14 protein-coding genes are annotated in these 20,157 nt (G+C 43.2%); 13 read left to right on the top strand and 1 reads right to left on the bottom strand.

Going from position 1 to position 20,157, the window contains the following annotated elements; genetic code table 11:
• Positions 1-1,039: 1,039 nt before the first annotated feature.
• The 9 genes from HW279_RS04170 to HW279_RS04130 all read left to right on the top strand — a co-directional run bounded on the left by HW279_RS04170 (position 1,040) and on the right by HW279_RS04130 (position 13,077).
• Positions 1,040-1,741: a porin family protein gene (locus HW279_RS04170; protein WP_178958083.1), complete on the top strand. Its 702-nt coding sequence runs from the start codon at positions 1,040-1,042 to the stop codon at positions 1,739-1,741.
• A 202-nt stretch (positions 1,742-1,943) separates the two neighbouring features.
• A complete protein-coding gene (locus HW279_RS04165; protein WP_178958082.1) occupies positions 1,944-2,363 on the top strand; it encodes a SufE family protein in 420 nt (139 codons plus the stop codon).
• 113 nt (positions 2,364-2,476) lie between these two features.
• The gene (locus HW279_RS04160) at positions 2,477-2,800 is read left to right on the top strand and encodes an iron-sulfur cluster assembly protein (RefSeq protein ID WP_178958081.1); all 324 of its coding nucleotides are present in this window, start codon (positions 2,477-2,479) and stop codon (positions 2,798-2,800) included.
• Between the two features lie 20 nt (positions 2,801-2,820).
• A complete protein-coding gene (locus HW279_RS04155) occupies positions 2,821-3,723 on the top strand; it encodes a DUF3078 domain-containing protein (protein ID WP_178958080.1) in 903 nt (300 codons plus the stop codon).
• A 211-nt stretch (positions 3,724-3,934) separates the two neighbouring features.
• Positions 3,935-4,462 carry a Crp/Fnr family transcriptional regulator gene (locus HW279_RS04150; RefSeq protein ID WP_178958079.1) on the top strand — a complete coding sequence of 176 codons (528 nt, stop codon included), beginning with the start codon at positions 3,935-3,937 and terminating at the stop codon, positions 4,460-4,462.
• A gap of 497 nt (positions 4,463-4,959) precedes the next feature.
• A complete protein-coding gene (locus HW279_RS04145) occupies positions 4,960-7,998 on the top strand; it encodes a SusC/RagA family TonB-linked outer membrane protein (RefSeq protein ID WP_178958078.1) in 3,039 nt (1,012 codons plus the stop codon).
• A gap of 80 nt (positions 7,999-8,078) precedes the next feature.
• Positions 8,079-9,563 carry a RagB/SusD family nutrient uptake outer membrane protein gene (locus HW279_RS04140; RefSeq protein ID WP_178958077.1) on the top strand — a complete coding sequence of 495 codons (1,485 nt, stop codon included), beginning with the start codon at positions 8,079-8,081 and terminating at the stop codon, positions 9,561-9,563.
• A gap of 151 nt (positions 9,564-9,714) precedes the next feature.
• Positions 9,715-11,154, top strand: coding sequence for a SusF/SusE family outer membrane protein (locus HW279_RS04135; protein WP_178958076.1), 1,440 nt, complete (start codon positions 9,715-9,717; stop codon positions 11,152-11,154).
• 183 nt (positions 11,155-11,337) lie between these two features.
• Positions 11,338-13,077: a glycoside hydrolase family 66 protein gene (locus HW279_RS04130; protein WP_178958075.1), complete on the top strand. Its 1,740-nt coding sequence runs from the start codon at positions 11,338-11,340 to the stop codon at positions 13,075-13,077.
• Positions 13,078-13,147: 70 nt separating this feature from the next.
• On the opposite strand, the gene HW279_RS04125 is transcribed toward HW279_RS04130, so the two are convergent.
• Positions 13,148-13,510, bottom strand: a complete 363-nt coding sequence (locus tag HW279_RS04125; RefSeq protein WP_178958074.1) for a hypothetical protein — start codon at positions 13,508-13,510, stop codon at positions 13,148-13,150.
• Between the two features lie 213 nt (positions 13,511-13,723).
• Between HW279_RS04125 and HW279_RS04120 the strand changes: the two genes are divergently transcribed.
• From HW279_RS04120 to HW279_RS04105, 4 genes are all read left to right on the top strand, one after another.
• Entirely contained in the window at positions 13,724-15,910 is a 2,187-nt protein-coding gene (locus HW279_RS04120) for a glycoside hydrolase family 97 protein (RefSeq protein ID WP_178958073.1), read from the top strand.
• Positions 15,911-16,024: 114 nt separating this feature from the next.
• Positions 16,025-17,641, top strand: a complete 1,617-nt coding sequence (locus HW279_RS04115; RefSeq protein ID WP_178958072.1) for a DUF6377 domain-containing protein — start codon at positions 16,025-16,027, stop codon at positions 17,639-17,641.
• Positions 17,642-17,733: 92 nt separating this feature from the next.
• Positions 17,734-18,759 carry a UDP-glucose 4-epimerase GalE gene (gene galE / locus HW279_RS04110; RefSeq protein ID WP_178958071.1) on the top strand — a complete coding sequence of 342 codons (1,026 nt, stop codon included), beginning with the start codon at positions 17,734-17,736 and terminating at the stop codon, positions 18,757-18,759.
• 650 nt (positions 18,760-19,409) lie between these two features.
• Complete coding sequence (locus HW279_RS04105; RefSeq protein ID WP_178958070.1) at positions 19,410-20,156, top strand: MgtC/SapB family protein; 747 nt, start codon at positions 19,410-19,412, stop codon at positions 20,154-20,156.
• Position 20,157: the final 1 nt, after the last annotated feature.

The raw sequence follows: 20,157 nt of genomic DNA, 5'->3' as shown, positions 1-20,157 counted from the left end.
GTTGAACAATTTGATTGTAAATATAATTCTTTACTCGGTTATAGATTTCCGACTCACTTATGAGCCTCCGAACCCCTGAAGGGGGACAATCCGCAAATAAAGTAACTTGTTTGAAAAGAAACATTCTCTTATCACATACTCCGCTATCATGGGGCACATACCCAGCCGTCGCTGGCTACCTTCAAAAGGAATAACATCCCCCTCTCACATACTCCGCTCTCGCGGACTTCCGTTCAAAGGGGGAGTGTAGTGACGGAAAAGCGACAAGCGGGAAAAATAGAGAATTAGAAAATGAGGTAAATGCCAATAATACCAGAAATGCCAATAATGCCACTAATCAACGTTGCCAAAGGTGCGAATCGCACAGGCAGTCGTAGCACGACGGGCAGCCGTAGCACGGCAGGCGGGGAAAAATTAGCAAATGGGGAAGGGTTGAGGAGTTCGGAAGAAAACGGAAAGGTTCGGAAGAGGAGAGGAAGGATTTTTGATGAAAAAAGGGTGTAAGATGAGTGGGGTTAGGATATAGAAAGGATATAGGAATGATGAACGAATGATGAACGATTGGTATAGAAAGGGTATATAAATAATTGATTAATAGCTTAATACAACAATGCCAAAAATGCCAAAAACGGGGTTTCGAGGCGAAAGAAAAGGGAAGAGGTGATAGGCCTTAGGCCACAGGCACTAGGCGGGAGTATGACGGGAAATCAAAAGGAACCTCCCCCTTGCCCCTTCAGAGAGGGGGAATGTGGCGACGAAAAAGAGAAGGGATGACAAATGACGAGAAACGAATAGCAAAGGACTAAAGAAATGTATTGAGAAAAGAAGGAAGGGGCAGACTATTCGGAAGGGGAGGAAGAGTGGAACTTGTGGGATGAGTTTGAGGGTTTTATTTTAGGCAGAAGCTTTGGTAACTGTTGTGGCAAAGAGATTGAAAATCAGGGGTAGCATTATATTTAACAGAAACTTTAATAATATTTTAACATATGAAGAGAAGTAAATTCGTACTTTTGCTCTAAATTAATTTATAAAAGAAAAAATGAACAGAATTATTACCACTATTGCAGTGACGTTTGCTACTATTACAGCGGTTAACGCCCAAGAGTTTAAAGTAGGAGCTAAAGCAGGATTACTCCTTTCTGACCTATCTACTTCTGATGCTTCTATTCAAACGAAGGAACATAACGTATTGTATTTAGAAACCACAGAAATAAGCACAGCTATCAAAGCGGGGTTCCACTTTGGGGGCTTTATAGAATACGGTTTTAACGACCGTTTGTTTGTAGAAGGAGGAATAGACTATTCTTTCCAAGGCGCAAAAGTAAAATCTACTAAAACTACTAAACTTAATCTTTCTTCACAAGATGCTACCTATTATGAATATAAACCTGATGGAGCTTCTATCAGAACGCAACAGCTTAACATTCCTCTTTGGGTGAAGTATGATATTGCTGGATTCCGCCCCAAAGTAGGGGTGAACTTAGGTTTTTTGACGAAGGCAGAGCTCAAAGCAAAAAGTGAAAATGGAAATTCAGAAACTTTATCGTTAAATCCTAATAAAACATTCGACTTTGGATTGGGTTTAGGCGCTGAATACAATTTGCCTTTTGGTTTATTCTTTGATGCTACCTTCAATATGGGGCTTACTGACGTCTCTACTAAAGAAAAAACAGCCGAAGAGTTTCCTGCACTCAATTTCAAAAACCGTGTCATACAAATAGGAGTAGGGTATAAGTTTTAACCTCCCTCTTTCATATACTTCGCTCTTGCAGACTTCCCGTACAGAGGGGGAATATGAGACGCAAAAGCGACTATATACTTAATGTAATATCAAAAAGACTGCTTAAAGATATATTTAGGCAGTTTTTTTGTTGTTAAAAATATTAATTGTTTATTGCTAATTGTCAATAGTTTTATATCTTTGCGCCCTAAAAGTAACATAAATGACTATTCAACAGATTCAGAATGAGCTTATTGAAGACTTTTCACTGTTTGATGATTGGACGCAACGTTACGAATATCTGATAGAATTAGGCAAGTCGTTACCACTTATCGACGAAAAGTACAAGACGGAGGAGTACCTCATTAAAGGCTGTCAGAGTCAGGTGTGGTTACACGCCGAAGAGCAAAATGGCAAGCTTATCTTCACCGCCGATAGCGATGCAATTATCACCAAAGGGATTGTTGCTTTATTAGTGAAAGTGTTCTCTCACCAAACGGCTGAGGATATCCTAAAAGCGGATATGAGTTTTATTGATAAAATAGGACTGAAAGACCATCTTTCGCCTACTCGTGCGAATGGGTTGGTGAGTATGATAGGGCAAATGAGGGGATATGCTGCTAAGGTGTTAGGAAATAGATAAGAAGGAATACACCTGGCGGTGTAGAAATTAAACAAGTCTATTCAAATCAAACAGATATATCTTTATTAGATTTCTGAGGCGTTAGACTTGTCTCTTTAAAAAAGAAAAATTAAATGACTGAAGAAAGAAAGATAGAGCAATTGGGCGAGAAAATCGTTGAGGTGCTCAAAACGATATACGACCCTGAAATACCTGTAGATATTTACGAATTGGGGCTTGTTTATGATGTGTTTGTGAACGAAGACTTCGATGTAAAAATATTAATGACTCTCACTTCGCCTAACTGCCCCGTGGCAGAGTCTCTCCCAATGGAGGTGAAGGAAAAGGTACAAAGTATTGATGAAGTGCACGAAACGATTGTAGAACTCACTTTTGACCCGCCGTGGCATCAGGATATGATGAGTGAGGTGGCGAAACTTGAATTAGGATTTTTGTAAAAATTATAAATAAATCACTTATGAAAAGACTTTTATTTTCAACTTTACTATTGTCTTCAGTAGCTGTATTTGCTCAGGAAGACCAAACGAATGACGGTGTAGCACAAGACCCTACGGTAGCTCCCACAGAGGAAGCTCCTGCTCCTCGATGGACAAAGGGAGGTAATGCTTCACTGATGTTCTCACAAGCCGCCTTCAACCACGATTGGACAGGAGGGGGAACTAACAACGTAGCAGCAAGCCTTGCGGTGAGCTATGCTTTTAACTACAAAAAAGACAAATGGGCGTGGGATAACAACGTATTTGTTGATTACGGGATTACTAAACTTGAAGGTGATGACTATTCAAGAAAAACCACTGACCGTTTTGAGGTGAACTCAGTACTCGGTTACCAATTGAACAACCCACAGTGGTACTATTCATTCTTCTTGAACTTCAAAACACAAATGACCGATGGTTACAAATATGAGAGCACAGGTCGTACGCTCATAAACCAAATGCTTTCACCTGGATACTTACAATTTGGTCCTGGTATGTTGTGGAAGAAGAGCGATAACCTAAAAGTGAACTTGGCTCCTGCAACTTCTAAAATCACGACTGCTAAAAGCCGTTGGACAGAAACAGGTCCTTTCTACGGTGTTGAACAAGGAAAGAACATTCGTTATGAACTCGGTTTCTACTTGAACGGTTATGCTAAGTTTACTGTGATGGACAATGTGTCTTTCGAGAATATCCTCAGCTTGTACAGCAACTATCTCGACAAACCACAAAACGTAGACTTGGATTATACTGCAAACATTGTGATGACTATCAACAAGTACTTATCAGCTAACTTTACTTTCCAAGCTATCTACGACGACGACGCTGCCAAAGCCTTCCAAATTCGTGAAGTATTGGGCTTAGGAGTAAACTACAAGTTTTAGTATGAGATGCGAGTCGCACACACAGTTGTAGCACGTTAGCAATTAGTAAAAAATAGAGAAGGGACTACCTTAATGGTAGTCCTTTTTTGTTTTATTGTTGGGTGGTTGTGGATTATTCAGAGGAAGCATTTGTAAGAGCTAAAATTGGTAATTAGAAAAATAGTAGTACCTTTGCCTCACGACCCTATTATTGACTAATTGACGAATTAAAATGACCTTAAACCTCGATTTCCTCAGTCAGTATTTTGCCGAAATGCATTTTGTTAAAGATGAACTCATCACTCGTGCAGGCGAGGTGGAGCATTCGCTCTATTACCTGAGCGAAGGCATCGTGCGCTTTTTCTACTACAACCCCACTACCGATAAAGAAACGACGGTGGATATCCTCTTTGCTGAGCAGTTTTTTATGTCGTATGCATCGTTTGTAAAGCGTGAACCTTCCCTCTTCTCTATTCAAGCGCTGAAAGATGTTACTGTCTATAAGATAGGTCGTGAACACCTTGAACACCTCATAGAGCAGCAAGAGTACCTACAAATAAAAGCTGATATCTTGGAACATCTGCTGATTGAAAAGATGCAACGCGAGGCGCAGTTTTTATTGCAATCACCCGAAGAGATTTACTGCAATCTATTGGAGAAAGACCCTAAACTTATCCAAAATATTCCGCTGAAATATATTGCTTCTTATATTGGCATCACCCCCCAAGCGCTGAGCAGGATTAGAAAAAGAATATTTTAATGGTTAATTGTCGTTATTTTATTTTAGTAAAGTATAGCATTACTAAGCTATTTTGGTTTTGTGTGCTGTAGGAGAACTTGGTGTTATTATCTGAAAAGACAAACGGCAAGTCTACTTAGTTTTGAGGATTGGTAACGTTATAATATTTGCCACCCTTTTTTGCCTAGTAAAATGAATAAAGTTGTGGCAAGGAGTGCCGAAAAAATAAGTTTTTTCATAGAATTGTTATTTTAATGTGCCACACACACATAACAAATTATCCTTTGTCAAATGTTCTTTATTAATTACTTTTACATTCTTTCTATATTTTTCGTTACCACTTTCTTTTTATTTTGTTGTTTATCAAACTGCTACATTTTTAGTTATCTATATTTTCACTATCCAGTGTTTTAGTATATTTTTAACGTTTTATCTTTGCGCCAGAATTAGGTATCAGGTCTCAGGTCTCAGGTGTCAGGCACAAACTCTTACCTCTTACCTCTTAACTTTTAACTAAAATGAAAGGAAAACAAAGAACTTTATTAAACAGTATTGGCAAGCTCACCTTGCTACTACTTTTTAGCTTGCTTTCTACCGCCCTTTCTGCCCAAAACAAAAAGATTAGCGGAAAGGTAATCGATGAAAAACACCAGCCCGTGCTGGGGGCATCGGTGGTGGTGAAAGGCACTACTAAGGGTACTACTACCGATTTCGATGGGAATTTCACGATAGATGTACCTGCTAAAGCCACGCTATCGGTTTCATTTATAGGGTATCACACCCAAAATGTAGCGGTAGGCAACCAAAACCAACTCACTATCGTGCTCAAAGAAGAACAAGAGCAGTTAGACGAAGTGGTGGTGGTAGGCTATGGTACCGTCCGCAAGAAAGACCTTACGGGGGCTGTCTCTTCGGTGTCTAACAAAGCCCTCAAGGAGAAACCTATTGCCAACGCAGGGGAAGCGCTTCAAGGGCGTGCTGCTGGGGTGCAAGTAACCTCGGCGGGAAAACCTGGCGACAACGTGTCATTTCGCATTCGCGGTATTAGCACGATTAACAATAGCGAACCGCTATTAGTTATCGATGGTGTACCTACCGACCTCGGTATCAACGCGCTCAACGTAGATGATATAGAAAATATCGATGTGCTAAAAGATGCTTCGGCAACAGCGATTTACGGTTCTCGCGGTGCCAATGGGGTGGTGCTCATCACTACCAAAAAAGGAAAAAATGGCGACGGCAAACTGTCGTTTAGCACCAATGTAGCTCTTCAACAAGCTACCAACTTACCCGTGATGCTCAATGCCCGTGAGTTTGCTTCTTTTCACAACGAAATGATTGCGAACTACAACCGCACCCCTGGGGTGAGTCCGCTTACACAACGTCCTGATTTCGCCAATCCTGAAGACTGGGGGGAAGGCACCAACTGGCTCAAAGCGCTTTTCCGTCCTGCTTTTATGCGTAATTATTCGCTTTCTTATTCAGGCGGTAACGACAAAAGCAATTATTACGTATCAGCTGGGGTGTTCGACCAAGATGGGATTATCCTCAACACTTCTTACCGCCGTTATACAGTGCAGTTCAACGGCGAGTCACGCGTAAAACCGTGGATTAAGTTTGGCAACAACCTCACTCTCAGCCACGACGAAAAGAAATCTGGCGACTACAACATTCGTATGGCGATGGCTTCTTTGCCTACACAACCTATTTACAATGAAGACGGTAGCTACTCAGGTCCTGATTCGCCTGCCCATCAGTACAGCGATATCCGCAATGTGATAGGTACTGCTCTTATCAACGGACAAAACACTACCAAAGGCTATAACATTTTGGGGAATATCTTTGCCGAAATTACTCCTGTAAAACATTTGGTATTCAAAACCACTGGGGGGCTCGACTTCAAATATTGGGACAATCGCAGTTTCTCTCCTAAATACAACTGGAAACCAATACCTAATCCGCTCTCTAATCTCTACCAAGATGCTAATAAGAGTACTACCCTCCTATGGGATAACACACTCACTTATACCAATACTTTTGCCCAAAAGCACTTCCTCAATGTGATGGTGGGCACCAGTGCACAAAACAACGTGTATAGCAAAATCAATGCGAGTGTGAGCAACTTCTTGAGCGACCAGCAAAACCAACTCAGCAAAGGCTTGGAAAACCCTACCGTAGGCGGTACGATGAACGATTGGGCTATCCTCTCCTTCATCGGGCGACTGAACTATACCTATGCCGATAAGTACTTGCTCACTGCTACCGTGCGTCGCGATGGTTCTTCGCGTTTCTCCAAAGAAAACCGCTGGGGTACTTTTCCTTCATTCTCTTTGGCGTGGCGCGCATCAAATGAGTCTTTTTTCCCTAAAAACGACTATGTGAACGATGTGAAATTGCGCGTGGGTTACGGTATGACGGGTAACCAAGGCGGTATTGATAACTATGCTTATTTCACCAAATTGCGCACAGGGCAATATGTGTTCAACAACAATTTGGTTTCTACCCTCTATCCTCACGTAATGCCTAACCCTAATGTGAAATGGGAAACCGTAGAGCAATTCAACGGGGGTATTGACCTCGCGCTACTCAAAAACCGCTTGAACCTCACTTTCGATGCCTATATCAAAAACACCAGCGATATGTTAGTACCTATGGCGGTATCAGTAAGCTCTGGTTATTCGGATATCAACGTGCCGAGTATCAATGCTGGTAAAGTACAAAACAAAGGGGTAGAGCTCACTGTATCATCAGTGAATGTGAATAAAAAAGATTTCCAATGGAATACTGATGTAAACGTATCGTTCAACCGCAACAAAATCGTGAAGATGAACAATGGGGTGCCTTTGTTCACTGGTTTTGAAGCGTTCCTCACCAAATTGCAAATCCTCTCCGAGGGTCACCCTGTAAATTCTTTCTATGGCTATGTAATGAACGGACTTTTCCAAAACCAAAGTGAGGTGGACAACTATGCTACCCAAGTGGAAAACGGTACCGCCCCTGGTGATGTGAAGTTTCGCGACCTCAACAACGACGGGGTCATCAATGCTGAAGACCGTACTTATATAGGCAATCCGTTCCCTGAATGGACGTTCTCTATGAACAACAACTTCAACTATAAAAATATTGATTTACAAATATTTTTACAAGGTGTAGCAGGCAATGATATCTACAATGCCAATCGTATATGGCAAGAGGGAATGTCGGTGCCACAAAACCAAATTGCCAAAGTAAAAGATCGCTGGACAGGCGAGGGTACTAGCAACAGCATCCCGCGTGCTATCTATGGCGATCCTAACCAAAATGCGCGTCACTCTACCCGCTTTGTAGAAGATGGTTCGTATTTGCGCATCAAAAACGTAACTTTGGGCTATACGCTTCCTAAAGAGGTTACTCAAAAATTCCACACCGATATGTTGCGCATATATCTGTCTTGCCAAAATCTCTATACTTTCACCAAATACAGCGGTATGGATCCCGAAGTAGGTACTGGTGGCGTTGATGGCGGTACTTACCCTGTAACCCGCACAGTTAGCTTTGGATTAAACGTGCAGTTTTAGGTGTCAGGTGACAGGCATCAGGTAATAGGTAACAAAAGAATCACTACAAATTGTTAATTGTTAATTAAGAATTGTTAATTATGAAAAAGATATTATACATCACCCTATTGGCATTTCCGCTCTTCACGGCTTGCTCTAAATTCTTAGACAAGACCCCTTACGAAGATTCAAGTGCTGAAAACATAAGCGATGCGGCATCGGCAATTGCCCTTACCAATTCGGCTTATAAACCCTTGCAACGCTCTAACCTCTACAATATGCGCCTCTGGACGCTCGACATCGTAGCAGGTAACAGCATCGTAGGTGCTGGAGGTGGTAACGACGGACTCGAGACTATCACTCTTTCCAACTTCAACGCAACTGCCGATAACCCTTTGGCGCTCGAAATATGGCGCGGTTGTAACCCTGGTATTCTCTATTGCAATACGGCTCTGAAAGCTTTGCCTTCTGCCAATATCCCTGACGATATCAAAAACCGCTGTATCGGGGAAGCCAAATTCCTCCGCGCTCACTACTATTTCCTTTTGGTGCAACTCTTTGGCGATGTGCCTCTTCAGATCGACCCTAAAGAGAGTTTGACTAACAAAACGCCTTTCCGCCAAAGCAAAATGAAGATATACAACGAGGTGATTATCCCCGACCTCAAAGAGGCTTTCAACCTATTGCCTACACGCGAGCAATATAGCAATGCCGATAAAGGTCGTGCCACCAAAGGCGCTGCTGCGGGTATGCTCGCTAAAGTATACCTCACCTTGGGCAGATATAGTGAAGCCCTTGAAATGTGCAACGCTGTCGAAAACCTCGGCTATACCCTCAATCCTGATTATTCCGATTGTTTTGGCGCTGCCGAACGCAACAAAAACACTGCCGAGTCTATCTTTGAAATTCAGTATTACGGACTTACCAAAGATGATTTTTGGGGCGAAGAAAACCAAGCCTCTTGGCTCAGTACTTTTATGGGTCCTCGCAACAGTGGTTGGGTAGGGGGTGCTTATGGTTGGAATCAGCCTACACAAGAGTTTGTAGACCAATATGAGGCAGGCGACCTCCGCAAGGATAAGACGATTCTCTACGAGGGTTGCCCTAATTTTGAGGGGAATGCGTACCGCGCTTCAATGTCTAACACGGGCTACAATGTGCGCAAGTTTTTAGTGCCACTAAGTCAGTCGCCTGATTTCAACACCAACCCTGCCAACTTTGTAGCACTCCGCTTTGCCGATGTACTCCTAATGAAAGCTGAAGCCCTTAACGAGTTGGGTCGCACTACGGAAGCTGAAGTGCCTTTGTACAAAGTGCGCACCCGTGCGGGACTTACCCATCGCGCTGATATAGAGAACCTCACCCAAGCGCAAATGCGTGAGAAAATACGCCACGAACGCCGTATCGAACTCGCTTTTGAAGGACATCGTTGGTTTGATATGATTCGCTGGGACAACGGTCAGTATGCACTCAATTTCTTGCACTCTATAGGCAAAACCAATGCCCGCGAGAAACACCTACTCTTGCCTGTCCCTCAAAAAGACATTGATGCCAACCCTAACCTTACCCAAAACCCTGGTTGGTGATAATAATGACGAGTGACGAATGACGAATGACGACAACTCTTAACTTTTAACTCTTAACTCTTAACTAATATTCACCCTTGTCGCTTTTGCAGCTTCCCTCCCCCTCGCCTTCGGCGAGGGGGAGAACGGAGGGGGTGAGGAACAAACTAATATGAAACCATACCATTTATACATCGCCTTCCTCTTACTGCTCCTTACGGGCTGTAAAAAAGAGGACTATATGGAGCTCTTCAAAGAGGGCAAACCCTTTGAATTGAAAGCTCCTAAAGAAAATGTCGCCTTAGACGCTGCAAACCCCGAACAAGAAGCGATCAAGTTCACTTGGACGGCGGCTTCCAATCGCGGCACCAATGCCGCTATCACCTATACTTTCCAAATGGATGTGCAAGGCAACAACTTTGCGGGAGGTATCAGCGAGAATGTAGGTCGTGAAGCCTATGAGAGAGTGTATAAAAACGAAGAACTTAACAACCTCTTGCTCAACACTTTCAAGGTTGCAGTAGACACCGAAGTTACTATGGAAGTACGTATCATTGCTCAAGTAGCCTCTGGCGAGGGAATGAAACAACACACCAACGTGAAGACTATCGTTTTCAAAACGCATACCCCTATCAGCAATACATTGTATATCATTGGTAGCGCCGCCCCTCACGGTTGGAGTGCCGATCAAGCCGAAGAGATGAAACCTGTTGAGGGCACTCCTAAAGCCTTTGCGTGGTCAGGACGATTGGCTGCTGGCGAACTCAAGTTCATCACTACCAAAGGTCAGTTTATACCATCGTATGGCAAAGGCAGTAACAACAATGAGTTGCACTTCCGCAAAACCGATGCTGACAATAGTGATGAGAAATTTACAATTGCTGAAAGTGGTGTCTATACTGTAAAAGTGAACCTCATCAATCTCACCATAAGCATCACTAAAGGCGAAGCGCCTGAATATACCGAGTTGTGGTTCGTAGGTGAACCTACTGGTTGGAGCTTCAAGAAAATGACCGTAGACCCTACCGACCCCTTTGTTTTCCACTACAATGCCGATTTAGGCAATGGAGGTGAGTTCAAAATAGGTACTAAAGAAGGCGATTGGTTAGCAGTATTTTTCCGTCCGAAAGAAAATAATACGGCTGAAGGTAGCGACCTCCCTGTGAAGAAATGGGCAGGCGACCCCGATAACAAATGGAAAATTTCGGCAGGCACTTACAAGATTACCCTCAACACTCGTACGATGAAGATTGACATTGTGCCTTTCACTCCTTATGCAGGAATGTATATGATTGGTAGTGCCACCGATGCAGGTTGGGATATCAACAATCCTATTGCTATGACTGTCGATAGTAGCAATCCTAATGTCTTTACGTGGGAAGGCGACTTGAAAGCGGGCGAACTCAAATTCTCTTGCGACAAGAAAAGCGATTGGGGTGGCGACTGGTTCTTAGCTACTAAAGCTGATAAAGCACCCGCCGGTGTTGAAGAACCTATGATTTTCAGCGCCCACGGCTCTAACCCCGATAACAAGTGGAAAATCAGCGAGGCAGGCACCTACAAAATCACCCTGAACCAACTTACCCAAAAGGTGATTATTAAAAAACAGTAATCTTTTATACGTGTTAAACAACCCTCTTCCCTCCCTTTGCGGATTCCCTCCCTTTTGGAAGATTGTCAGCAATTGCCGAATAAGTGATAAACGGGAGTAGAATTTAATCCCTTTTGCGGATTCCCTCCCCCTCCCCGAAAGGGAGGAGGAGAACGGAGGGGGAGAGGATAAAAATCAATTAAAATGAAAGTTTTATATACTCTATTCTTCGCCACTACGCTCAGCCTCTTCTCTTGCGAGAAGAACGATACGCCGAGCAACAACCCTATTACCTATGGCGAAACTTATTTGAAAATAGATATCAGCACCGATAAGGCGGTCTACACCCCTGGTAGCACGGTGCGCTTCTCCTTGGCGAGTATGCCCTCTGGTTCCTACAAAGTGCGCTACTCTCACTTAGGCGAAATCATTAAAGAAGAATCTCTTACCAGCGCCTCTTGGCAATGGGTAACCCCTGCCGATGACTATCGAGGTTATTTGGTGGAAATCTACCAAGAAGCTGGCGGTAAACAAAATACTTACGGTAGTATCGCTGTGGATGTATCTTCCGATTGGACAAAATTCCCTCGCTACGGCTTCTTGTCCTCTTACGGCAAAAATGAGCCTATCGAGAAGAATATCGACTTTATGAACCGGTGCCATATCAATGGCATTCAGTTCTACGACTGGATGTACGACCATCACAAACCATTGGCCGGTACCCCTCAAAACCCTGCTAATGAGTGGCCTGACCTCTTCAAACGCCCCACTTTTCTTTCTACTGTACGTGGCTATATCAGCGCTGTTCATAGCAAGGGTATGAAAGCGATGTTCTACAATTTAGCTTTTGGAGCACTCAAAAATGCGGAAGCCGATGGTGTTGCCAAAGAGTGGTTTCTCTACAAAGACAACCAGCACAAAGAGAAAGATGCACACCTGTTAGGCGACTTTGCCCGCAGTAGTATCTATCTCACCAACCCTGGCAATGCGCACTGGCAAAACTACTTAGCAGGGCGCAACAGCGATGTTTATGCCGTTTTTGGTTTCGATGGCTATCATATCGACCAACTCGGAGGGCGTGGCACGGTATACGATTACAATGGCAATAGCGTAGACCTCTTGCCTCAGTACGCTTCATTTATCAATGCGATGAAAATCACACACCCTGATAAACGCCTTGTGATGAACGCAGTAGGACAATACGGTCAAACCGAAATTGCAGGTACCAATAAAGTGGATTTTCTCTATACCGAAGTATGGGACGAAAAAACCTACGACCAATTGGCAAAAATTATCCTCGACAACTACAATCGTAGCAACAACCAACTCAAAACCGTGTTGGCTGCCTATATGGATTATGAAAAATCTAAGAATGCTGGTTTTGTAAACGAACCTGGCGTATTGCTCGCCAATGCCGTGATTTTTGCTTTTGGAGGGGCTCATTTAGAGATAGGCGAACACTACCTCGCCAATGAGTATTTCCCTAACAAAAACCTTCAAATGAAAGCCGACCTCAAAAAAGCGCTCATCACCTACTACGATTTCTTGGTGGCTTACCAAAACCTCTTGCGCGACGGCGGTAGTTATACCTCAGCGCAGGTAACTGCCGAAAATGCAACCATAGCGGCTTGGCCTGCTGCGAAGGATAAAGTGGCGGCTCTCACCAAAACCGTGAACGGCAAGGATATAGTGCATCTTATCAATTTCAACGGAGTAACCTCTATGGACTGGCGTGATACCAACGGTACTCAAAAGAAACCTACCACAGTAACCGACCTTAAAACTACCGTTGCTGTAACTGCACAACCTAAAAAAGTGTGGTTCGCCAGCCCCGACCTCTTTGGCGGTGCTCCTCGTGCCGTAGAATTTACCTATAACAACAACCAAATCACCTTCACCCTCCCCTCCCTCAGCTATTGGGATATGGTGGTGATAGAGTATTAATAAAAAAATTAGCAGATTAGTAAATTTTCTCATTTGCTAATCTGCTAATTAATAAATTTGCTAATTATCGTTATAGTTTTTCTTTCTTTAAAACCTCTAAAACAGTGTATTGAGGTAGATATATCTCATCTTGATAGGATTCTCGATTAAGAATTTTTTGTTCGCGAAGTACTTTTACAGTATAGCGATAACCCGTTTCATAAGTGTCGAATTTTAAATATTCTTTAGCAACCCTAAAAGTTTTGTTAGATTCAGTAACACTATAACATTCTGTTTTAAAGTTGCCTGCACCCATTTGAAGAGTACATTCCTCTAAATGTCCATCAATCACAAAAGTGTGATAGCTCTTTTGAATTTCAAATTCAGGTTTTTCTTTTTTACAAGAAAGCAAAAACAACAAGGTAATAAGTGTGTAAAAAATAGTATTTTTCATAAGGAATAGATTTTAAATTCGAGACAAAGATACTGTTTTATTTCTATAAATATAATTTTTATACTAAATTTTAATCTTTATTTTCAGAGATTATTTCCCTTCACTTTTAAGAATTGTTCCCTTTCGGGGAAGCCAGTGAAGGCTCATAACTGAATATGTACACCACAATTGTGAGTAAGTGAATAAGGGGACAATCCACAAATTGACAAATCAATGAGATTTCTTACTTTCATAACAATAACTATCCTCTCCTGTGCTACTGCTGTAGCGCAGGAGTTATTTTCGCCTAACAAAGCGCTGAAACTCTCTTTTTCGCTCAGCGCGGAAGGTACTCCTGTCTATTCGCTTTTTTACAAGGGAAAAGAAGTGGTGAAACCGAGTAGATTAGGCATTGAATTATTTAGCTCCAACGAAGTAAAATTTGGCGCTGAAATCACCAAAAAAGAGGGAGCAAACACCTCTCTCTACCATAACTTTGAAGTGGTGAATACCCAAAATACAACCGTTGATGAAACTTGGCAACCCGTATGGGGCGAAAGCCAAAACATTCGCAACCACTACAACGAGCTATTGGTGAGCCTCAAACAGAAGGACACCCACCGAGAAATGAACCTGCGTTTTAGACTGTTTGACGACGGCTTGGGCTTCCGCTATGAGTTCCCCGAACAAAAGCAAATGCCTTATTTTGTAATTAAAGAAGAACGCACCGAGTTTGCAATGACGGGTGATCACCAAGCGTGGTGGATACCCGGCGATTACGACACCCAAGAGTACGACTATCAGCACTCACGCCTCTCCGAAATACGCACTATCAACCAAAAAGGGCGTCAGGCGAATTTAGCACAAACAAGCTTTTCGGATACAGGTGTACAAACTGCTTTGATGCTCAAAACTGACGATGGTTTGTATATCAACCTGCACGAGGCTGCTTTGGTGAACTACGGGGCGATGCACCTCAACCTCAACGATAAGACCTTCGTGTTCCAATCGTGGATTACCCCCGATGCTAACGGTGCCAAAGGTTATATGCAAACCCCTGCCCAAACGCCTTGGCGCACGGTAATTGTTAGCAACGATGCCCGCGATATTTTGGCTTCGGATATTACCCTCAACCTCAACGAACCTTGTACTTTGGCTGACACTTCGTGGATTCACCCGATGAAGTATGTAGGGCTATGGTGGGAAATGATTACCGGTATGAAAGAATGGTCGTATACTTACGATGTACCCAGTGTGCATATAGGTAAAACCGATTACACCACTCTCAAACCCCACGGCAAGCACGGGGCTACTACCGAAAATGTGAAGAAATACATCGACTTTGCTGCCGAAAATGGTTTTGATGGCGTACTCGTAGAAGGTTGGAACATAGGGTGGGAAGATTGGTTTGGACATTCCAAAGATTTGGTATTCGACTTCCAAACACCTTACCCCGATTTTGATATCGAAGGTATTCACCAATACGCCAAAAGCAAAGGAATTAAGATGATTATGCACCACGAAACCTCCTCATCTATCCGCAACTATGAGCGTTTTATGGACAAAGCCTATCAGCTGATGAACCAATACGAATACCCCGCCGTAAAAAGTGGTTATGTGGGCAATATCATTCCGCGAGGCGAAAACCATTACAGTCAGTGGGTGAACAATCACTACCTTTATGCTATTAAAAAAGCCGCCGACTACCACATTATGCTGAATGCTCACGAGGCAGTGCGCCCTACGGGTTTGTGTCGCACCTATCCTAACCTTATAGGCAACGAGTCGGCACGCGGAGGTGAATACCAAGCCTTTGGTGGCAGCAAGCCCAATCACGTGTGTGTGTTGCCCTTCACCCGACTCATTGGCGGACCAATGGACTATACCCCTGGGGTGTTTGAAATGGACATCAGCAAGAACAACCCCAACAACCATTCACACTGCAATGCCACTTTGGCAAACCAATTGGCATTGTATGTAACGATGAGCAGTCCGCTGCAAATGGCATCCGACCTTCCTGAGAACTACCGCCGTTTTCCCGATGCTTTTCAGTTTATCAAAGAGGTTGCCCTCGATTGGAGCGAAAGCCACTATTTAGAAGCCGAACCAGGGGCTTATATCACTGTGGCGCGCAAAGCCAAAGGCACTCGCAATTGGTTTGTAGGCAATACAGCCGGTAAGGATTTTACCTCCAAGATTCATTTCAGTTTCTTAGAGCCCAAAACTACTTATGTAGCTACTATCTACGCCGATGCCAAAGATGCCAACTACAAAACCAATCCGCAAGCCTATACCATTCAGAAAATATTGGTAACCAACAAGAGCAAACTCACCCTGCACTCAGTAGCAGGCGGGGGTTATGCCATTAGTTTGTACCCCCTCACCGATAAGGCACAAGCCAAAGGATTAAAAAAACGATAGCAATTACAGTAATATAATAGTGAAAAAAAGCTGCTAAGCGACGTGCTTAGCAGCTTTTTGTTTGTTAATTGACAAATTTTTCTTACTTTTGCCTCTGAAAATTAATGTTTGAAAATGAAGTACAAAAGCCTTATCATAACCCTCCTACTACTCCCCTTCTGCGCTTTGGCTCAAATGGCGCAAAATCAAACGCTCATTCACGACCTCACTGCACTTATCAAACAGAAAGATAACTACACCCAGCAAAAAGAACGCAAAATAAAAGAAGCTATTAATTTACTACGAGTGCCTAACGCTTCTACTGAACAACGTTATGTTATCAATCAACGCCTCTTCGACGAGTTTAAAACTTATATCTCCGACTCGGCGGTGTACTACGTGAAAGAGAATATCCGCATCGCTGAAAAACTCCAAAAACCTGACCTCCAAAACGATTCCCGCCTTTCCCTCGCCTCTCTGTACATCATTTCGGGCAACTACTTAGATGCTGCCGACCTGCTCAGGGCTATTGATAAAGAACAACTGCAAAAACCTCAGCTCATTCAATACTACAACTGCTACCTCAACCTCTACAACAACTACGCTTTCAACAACCCCGATGCCAAAACCTATATCGCTAAAAGCAATGCTTACCGCGACCTCCTCCTCAATTTAGTCGATAAGAATTCCACTCACTATATCCTTCTCTATGCTGGTGTGCTCACCGATGCCGGCAGGTATGACGAAGCCGAAAAACTCCTCCTCGACCGCTTTGCCCTAATGCACACCGATGAACACGAAAAAGCCGTATTAGGTTATGTGCTCGGCACGCTTTACAAAAAGAAAAAGAATGTCCCTAAACAAATAGAATACTTTGCTATTTCGGCGAGTTGCGACATCAAAGATGCTATTAAAGAAAACGCCTCGATGCTCGAACTTGCCTCAGCACTCTTCCAATTAGGTGAAATTGAAAACGCTTATACTTGCATCAAATCGGCGATGGAAGACGCTACTTTTTGCAATGCTCAACTGCGTTCCGATGAGGTGATGAAGATTTTCCCCATTATCGAAAAAGCCTATCAGGAACGCATTCACAGTCAGAATACCAAACTGCGCAACGCCTTGCTATTAGTAGGCTTGTTTGCCATTTTCCTCATCATTGCCGTAGTATTGGTTACCCGCCAAATGAAGCGCATCGCCAAAATACGCAAGGAACTCTACCACAAAAACCAAGATTTAGAACAACTCAACGAACATTTGCGCGAGGTAGTAACCCAACTCAACGAAAGCAACGAAGTAAAAGAAGCCTATATAGGCGAGTTTTTCAACTTGTGTTCGGTGTACATCAGCAAATTAGAGAAATACCAAAAAATGCTCGTCAAAAAGGCAAAAGACCGCAATTGGGACGAACTCAACAAAGTACTCCGCTCTACCGAGATGATAGAGCAAGAGCTGAAAGAGTTCTACAAGCTGTTCGACGATATTTTCTTACATCTATTTCCCCACTTTATCACCGAGTTCAACGCCCTATTAGCCGAAGACGAGCGTTTTGCCCCCAAACCTCACGAAATGAGCCCCGAGTTGCGCATCTTTGCCCTTATCCGCTTAGGCATCACCGATAGTTCTAAAATAGCCACTTTCTTACACTATTCCACCAATACGATTTACAACTATCGCACCCGTGTGCGCAACAAAGCTATCGTACCGAGAGAAACTTTTGAAGAAAAAGTAATGAAAATAGGCAAGAAATAACACAAAAAGTAAGCTACTTTATTGCTAATCATTTCTTTTTTTGTACCTTTGTGGCGATAAAATAAAACAACCAAATACAATTAGTATAAAGAATGAAAAAAATAGTAGTAACTGGCGGGTTGGGCTTTATTGGCTCTCATACCGTTGTAGAATTACAAAACGCAGGCTTTGATGTGGTTATCATTGATAACCTTTCCAATGCGCAAGAAAATGTAAAAGACCACATTGCTAAAATTACAGGTAAAATGCCCGTATTCGAGAAATTCGACCTGCGTGATAAAGCTGATGTACAAGATTTCTTCAAGCGTCATCGCGATGTGCAAGGGGTGATTCACTTTGCTGCCTCTAAAGCAGTAGGTGAGAGCGTGGAGAAACCGCTTTTGTATTACGAAAATAACCTTACCAGCCTTGTATACCTCTTGCAAGAACTGAGCAAGTTGCCCAAAGCACACTTCATTTTCAGTTCGTCTTGCACCGTGTACGGTCAGGCAGATGAGTTGCCTATCACTGAGAATGCTCCTGTGAAAAAAGCCGAATCTCCTTATGGTAATACGAAACAAATCAGTGAGGAGATTATCGGCGATACTTGCAAGGTTACTCCTTCGCTCAATGCGATTGCCTTGCGCTACTTTAATCCTATTGGGGCACACCCTTCGGCTGAAATAGGCGAACTGCCCTTAGGCGTACCTCAGAACTTAGTGCCTTATATCACCCAAACGGCAATAGGTTTACGCGAGAAACTTTCGGTTTTAGGTGGCGACTACCCTACCCCCGATGGCACTTGCATTCGCGACTATATTCACGTAGTGGATTTGGCGAAAGCTCACGTGATTGCCCTCCAACGCCTATTAGAAAGCAAGAATACTGAAAACTATGAAGTCTTCAATATAGGAACAGGTAAAGGTAGTACTGTTTTGGAAGTAATCCAAAGCTTTGAACGGGTATCGGGCAAGAAATTGAACTACCAAATTGTAGGTAGACGTGCTGGTGATATCACCGCTGCTTATGCTAACACTGATAAGGCTAACAACGTACTCGGTTGGAAAGCCCAAAGCTCTTTGGACGATGCGATGCGCTCGGCTTGGCAATGGGAACAGAAAGTGCGAGGTAGGTCGTAGCACGACGGGCTGTGCGAGGTCGTAGCACGACAGGCAGTAATGGAGTTCTCGGACGATTCGGACTTGTCGGACGGAGGAAGTAAGACGAGATAGAAGGCTTTATTGGGAAGAGTTAAGGAGATAGAAAGATATCGGAGAGATTCGGAAGGGAGAAATTAGGTGAAAGGTAAAAGATAAGCTGTAAGATGGGTGGGGTTAGCTTATAGAGAGCTTATAGGAAGCTTATACGAATCTTGGACGATTGGTATAGAAAGGGTATATAAGTAGTTGATTCATACTGTGATACGACAAGGGTAAAAATGTTAAAAACGGGGTTTCGAGGCGAAAGAAAGAGGAATCCTCACCCCGTTCACATACTCTCCTATTCGGAGACTTCTCCCAAGGAGAGGGGGAATGTAGTGACGGAAAGGTACTGCGAGCCACACAGGCAAAACTTTGGCAAAGTGTTATGACGCATAGACACTAGGGGATAACATCTCCCTATTCACTTACTTGGCTATCGCGGGCAACCTTTTAAAAGGGGAATGTGGTGACGGGAAGGTGAAGGGTAGATGATAAAAAAGTTAATAACAATTTTTGGATTAAGAAAGGGAAGGGACTGACTGAGGAAACTCAGATAGTCCCTTTACCGCTCATTATATGATTAGATTATGAACGAGCTTTTAAACGATTTTTCTAATACACACTTCGTAGGAGAACTCTCCCTTGGGGTGGTGTGCTTCCGCTTGCTTTTAGCAATAGTCTTTGGCGGATTGGTAGGCTTTGAACGAGAACGCAAGCACAAGCCCGCTGGTTTTCGCACGTATATACTCGTGTGCTTTGGCTCTGCGGTAGTTTCGATGATTCAAGACCAATTACGCGTTAGTCTTATTGACTTTAACGCACATTTTCCTGAACTGGTGGCTCTTTTCAAAAGCGATTTAGGGCGTTTGGGTGCGCAGGTGATTAGCGGGATAGGCTTTTTGGGGGCTGGTAGCATTATTAAAGAACGCGGAGAAAGTATTGCCGGAATGACTACCGCAGCGGGTATCTGGGCTACGGGTTGCGTAGGCTTGGGTATTGGCTGGGGTTTTTACAATATCGCTGTGGTGGCTATCGCTTTTATGCTTATCATTATGATATTCCTCAAAAGAGTGGAATCACAGCTTATTAAGAGAAATTTTGTAGGAGTTTTTCAGGTTACTTATGAGGAGGAAGAACTAAATATGGCTGAAACCATAGAAATCTGCTCGGCTATCTTCCGACGCAAGTCAATGAGCATAACAAAAGTAGAAAAAGACACCGAAAATCACACACTTACCTTTACGATTGCTACCGCTGATGTTTTGAGTATAGGCAGCGTGGTGAGTTTGCTTTCGGCTAAAGAAGGGATTGCGGCAGTTTCGCAAATACAGTAAA

This window comes from Capnocytophaga sp. oral taxon 903 (assembly GCF_013394785.1).
Taxonomy (GTDB): Bacteria; Bacteroidota; Bacteroidia; order Flavobacteriales; family Flavobacteriaceae; genus Capnocytophaga; species Capnocytophaga ochracea.
This window is presented reverse-complemented; position numbering and strand designations above follow the sequence as displayed.

Coding starts and splice junctions, on each gene's coding strand:
- HW279_RS04170 (WP_178958083.1), top strand. CDS start 1,040: ATGAACAGAATTATTACCACTATTGCAGTGACGTTTGCTACTATTACA.
- HW279_RS04165 (WP_178958082.1), top strand. CDS start 1,944: ATGACTATTCAACAGATTCAGAATGAGCTTATTGAAGACTTTTCACTG.
- HW279_RS04160 (WP_178958081.1), top strand. CDS start 2,477: ATGACTGAAGAAAGAAAGATAGAGCAATTGGGCGAGAAAATCGTTGAG.
- HW279_RS04155 (WP_178958080.1), top strand. CDS start 2,821: ATGAAAAGACTTTTATTTTCAACTTTACTATTGTCTTCAGTAGCTGTA.
- HW279_RS04150 (WP_178958079.1), top strand. CDS start 3,935: ATGACCTTAAACCTCGATTTCCTCAGTCAGTATTTTGCCGAAATGCAT.
- HW279_RS04145 (WP_178958078.1), top strand. CDS start 4,960: ATGAAAGGAAAACAAAGAACTTTATTAAACAGTATTGGCAAGCTCACC.
- HW279_RS04140 (WP_178958077.1), top strand. CDS start 8,079: ATGAAAAAGATATTATACATCACCCTATTGGCATTTCCGCTCTTCACG.
- HW279_RS04135 (WP_178958076.1), top strand. CDS start 9,715: ATGAAACCATACCATTTATACATCGCCTTCCTCTTACTGCTCCTTACG.
- HW279_RS04130 (WP_178958075.1), top strand. CDS start 11,338: ATGAAAGTTTTATATACTCTATTCTTCGCCACTACGCTCAGCCTCTTC.
- HW279_RS04125 (WP_178958074.1), bottom strand. CDS start 13,510: ATGAAAAATACTATTTTTTACACACTTATTACCTTGTTGTTTTTGCTT.
- HW279_RS04120 (WP_178958073.1), top strand. CDS start 13,724: ATGAGATTTCTTACTTTCATAACAATAACTATCCTCTCCTGTGCTACT.
- HW279_RS04115 (WP_178958072.1), top strand. CDS start 16,025: ATGAAGTACAAAAGCCTTATCATAACCCTCCTACTACTCCCCTTCTGC.
- galE (WP_178958071.1), top strand. CDS start 17,734: ATGAAAAAAATAGTAGTAACTGGCGGGTTGGGCTTTATTGGCTCTCAT.
- HW279_RS04105 (WP_178958070.1), top strand. CDS start 19,410: ATGAACGAGCTTTTAAACGATTTTTCTAATACACACTTCGTAGGAGAA.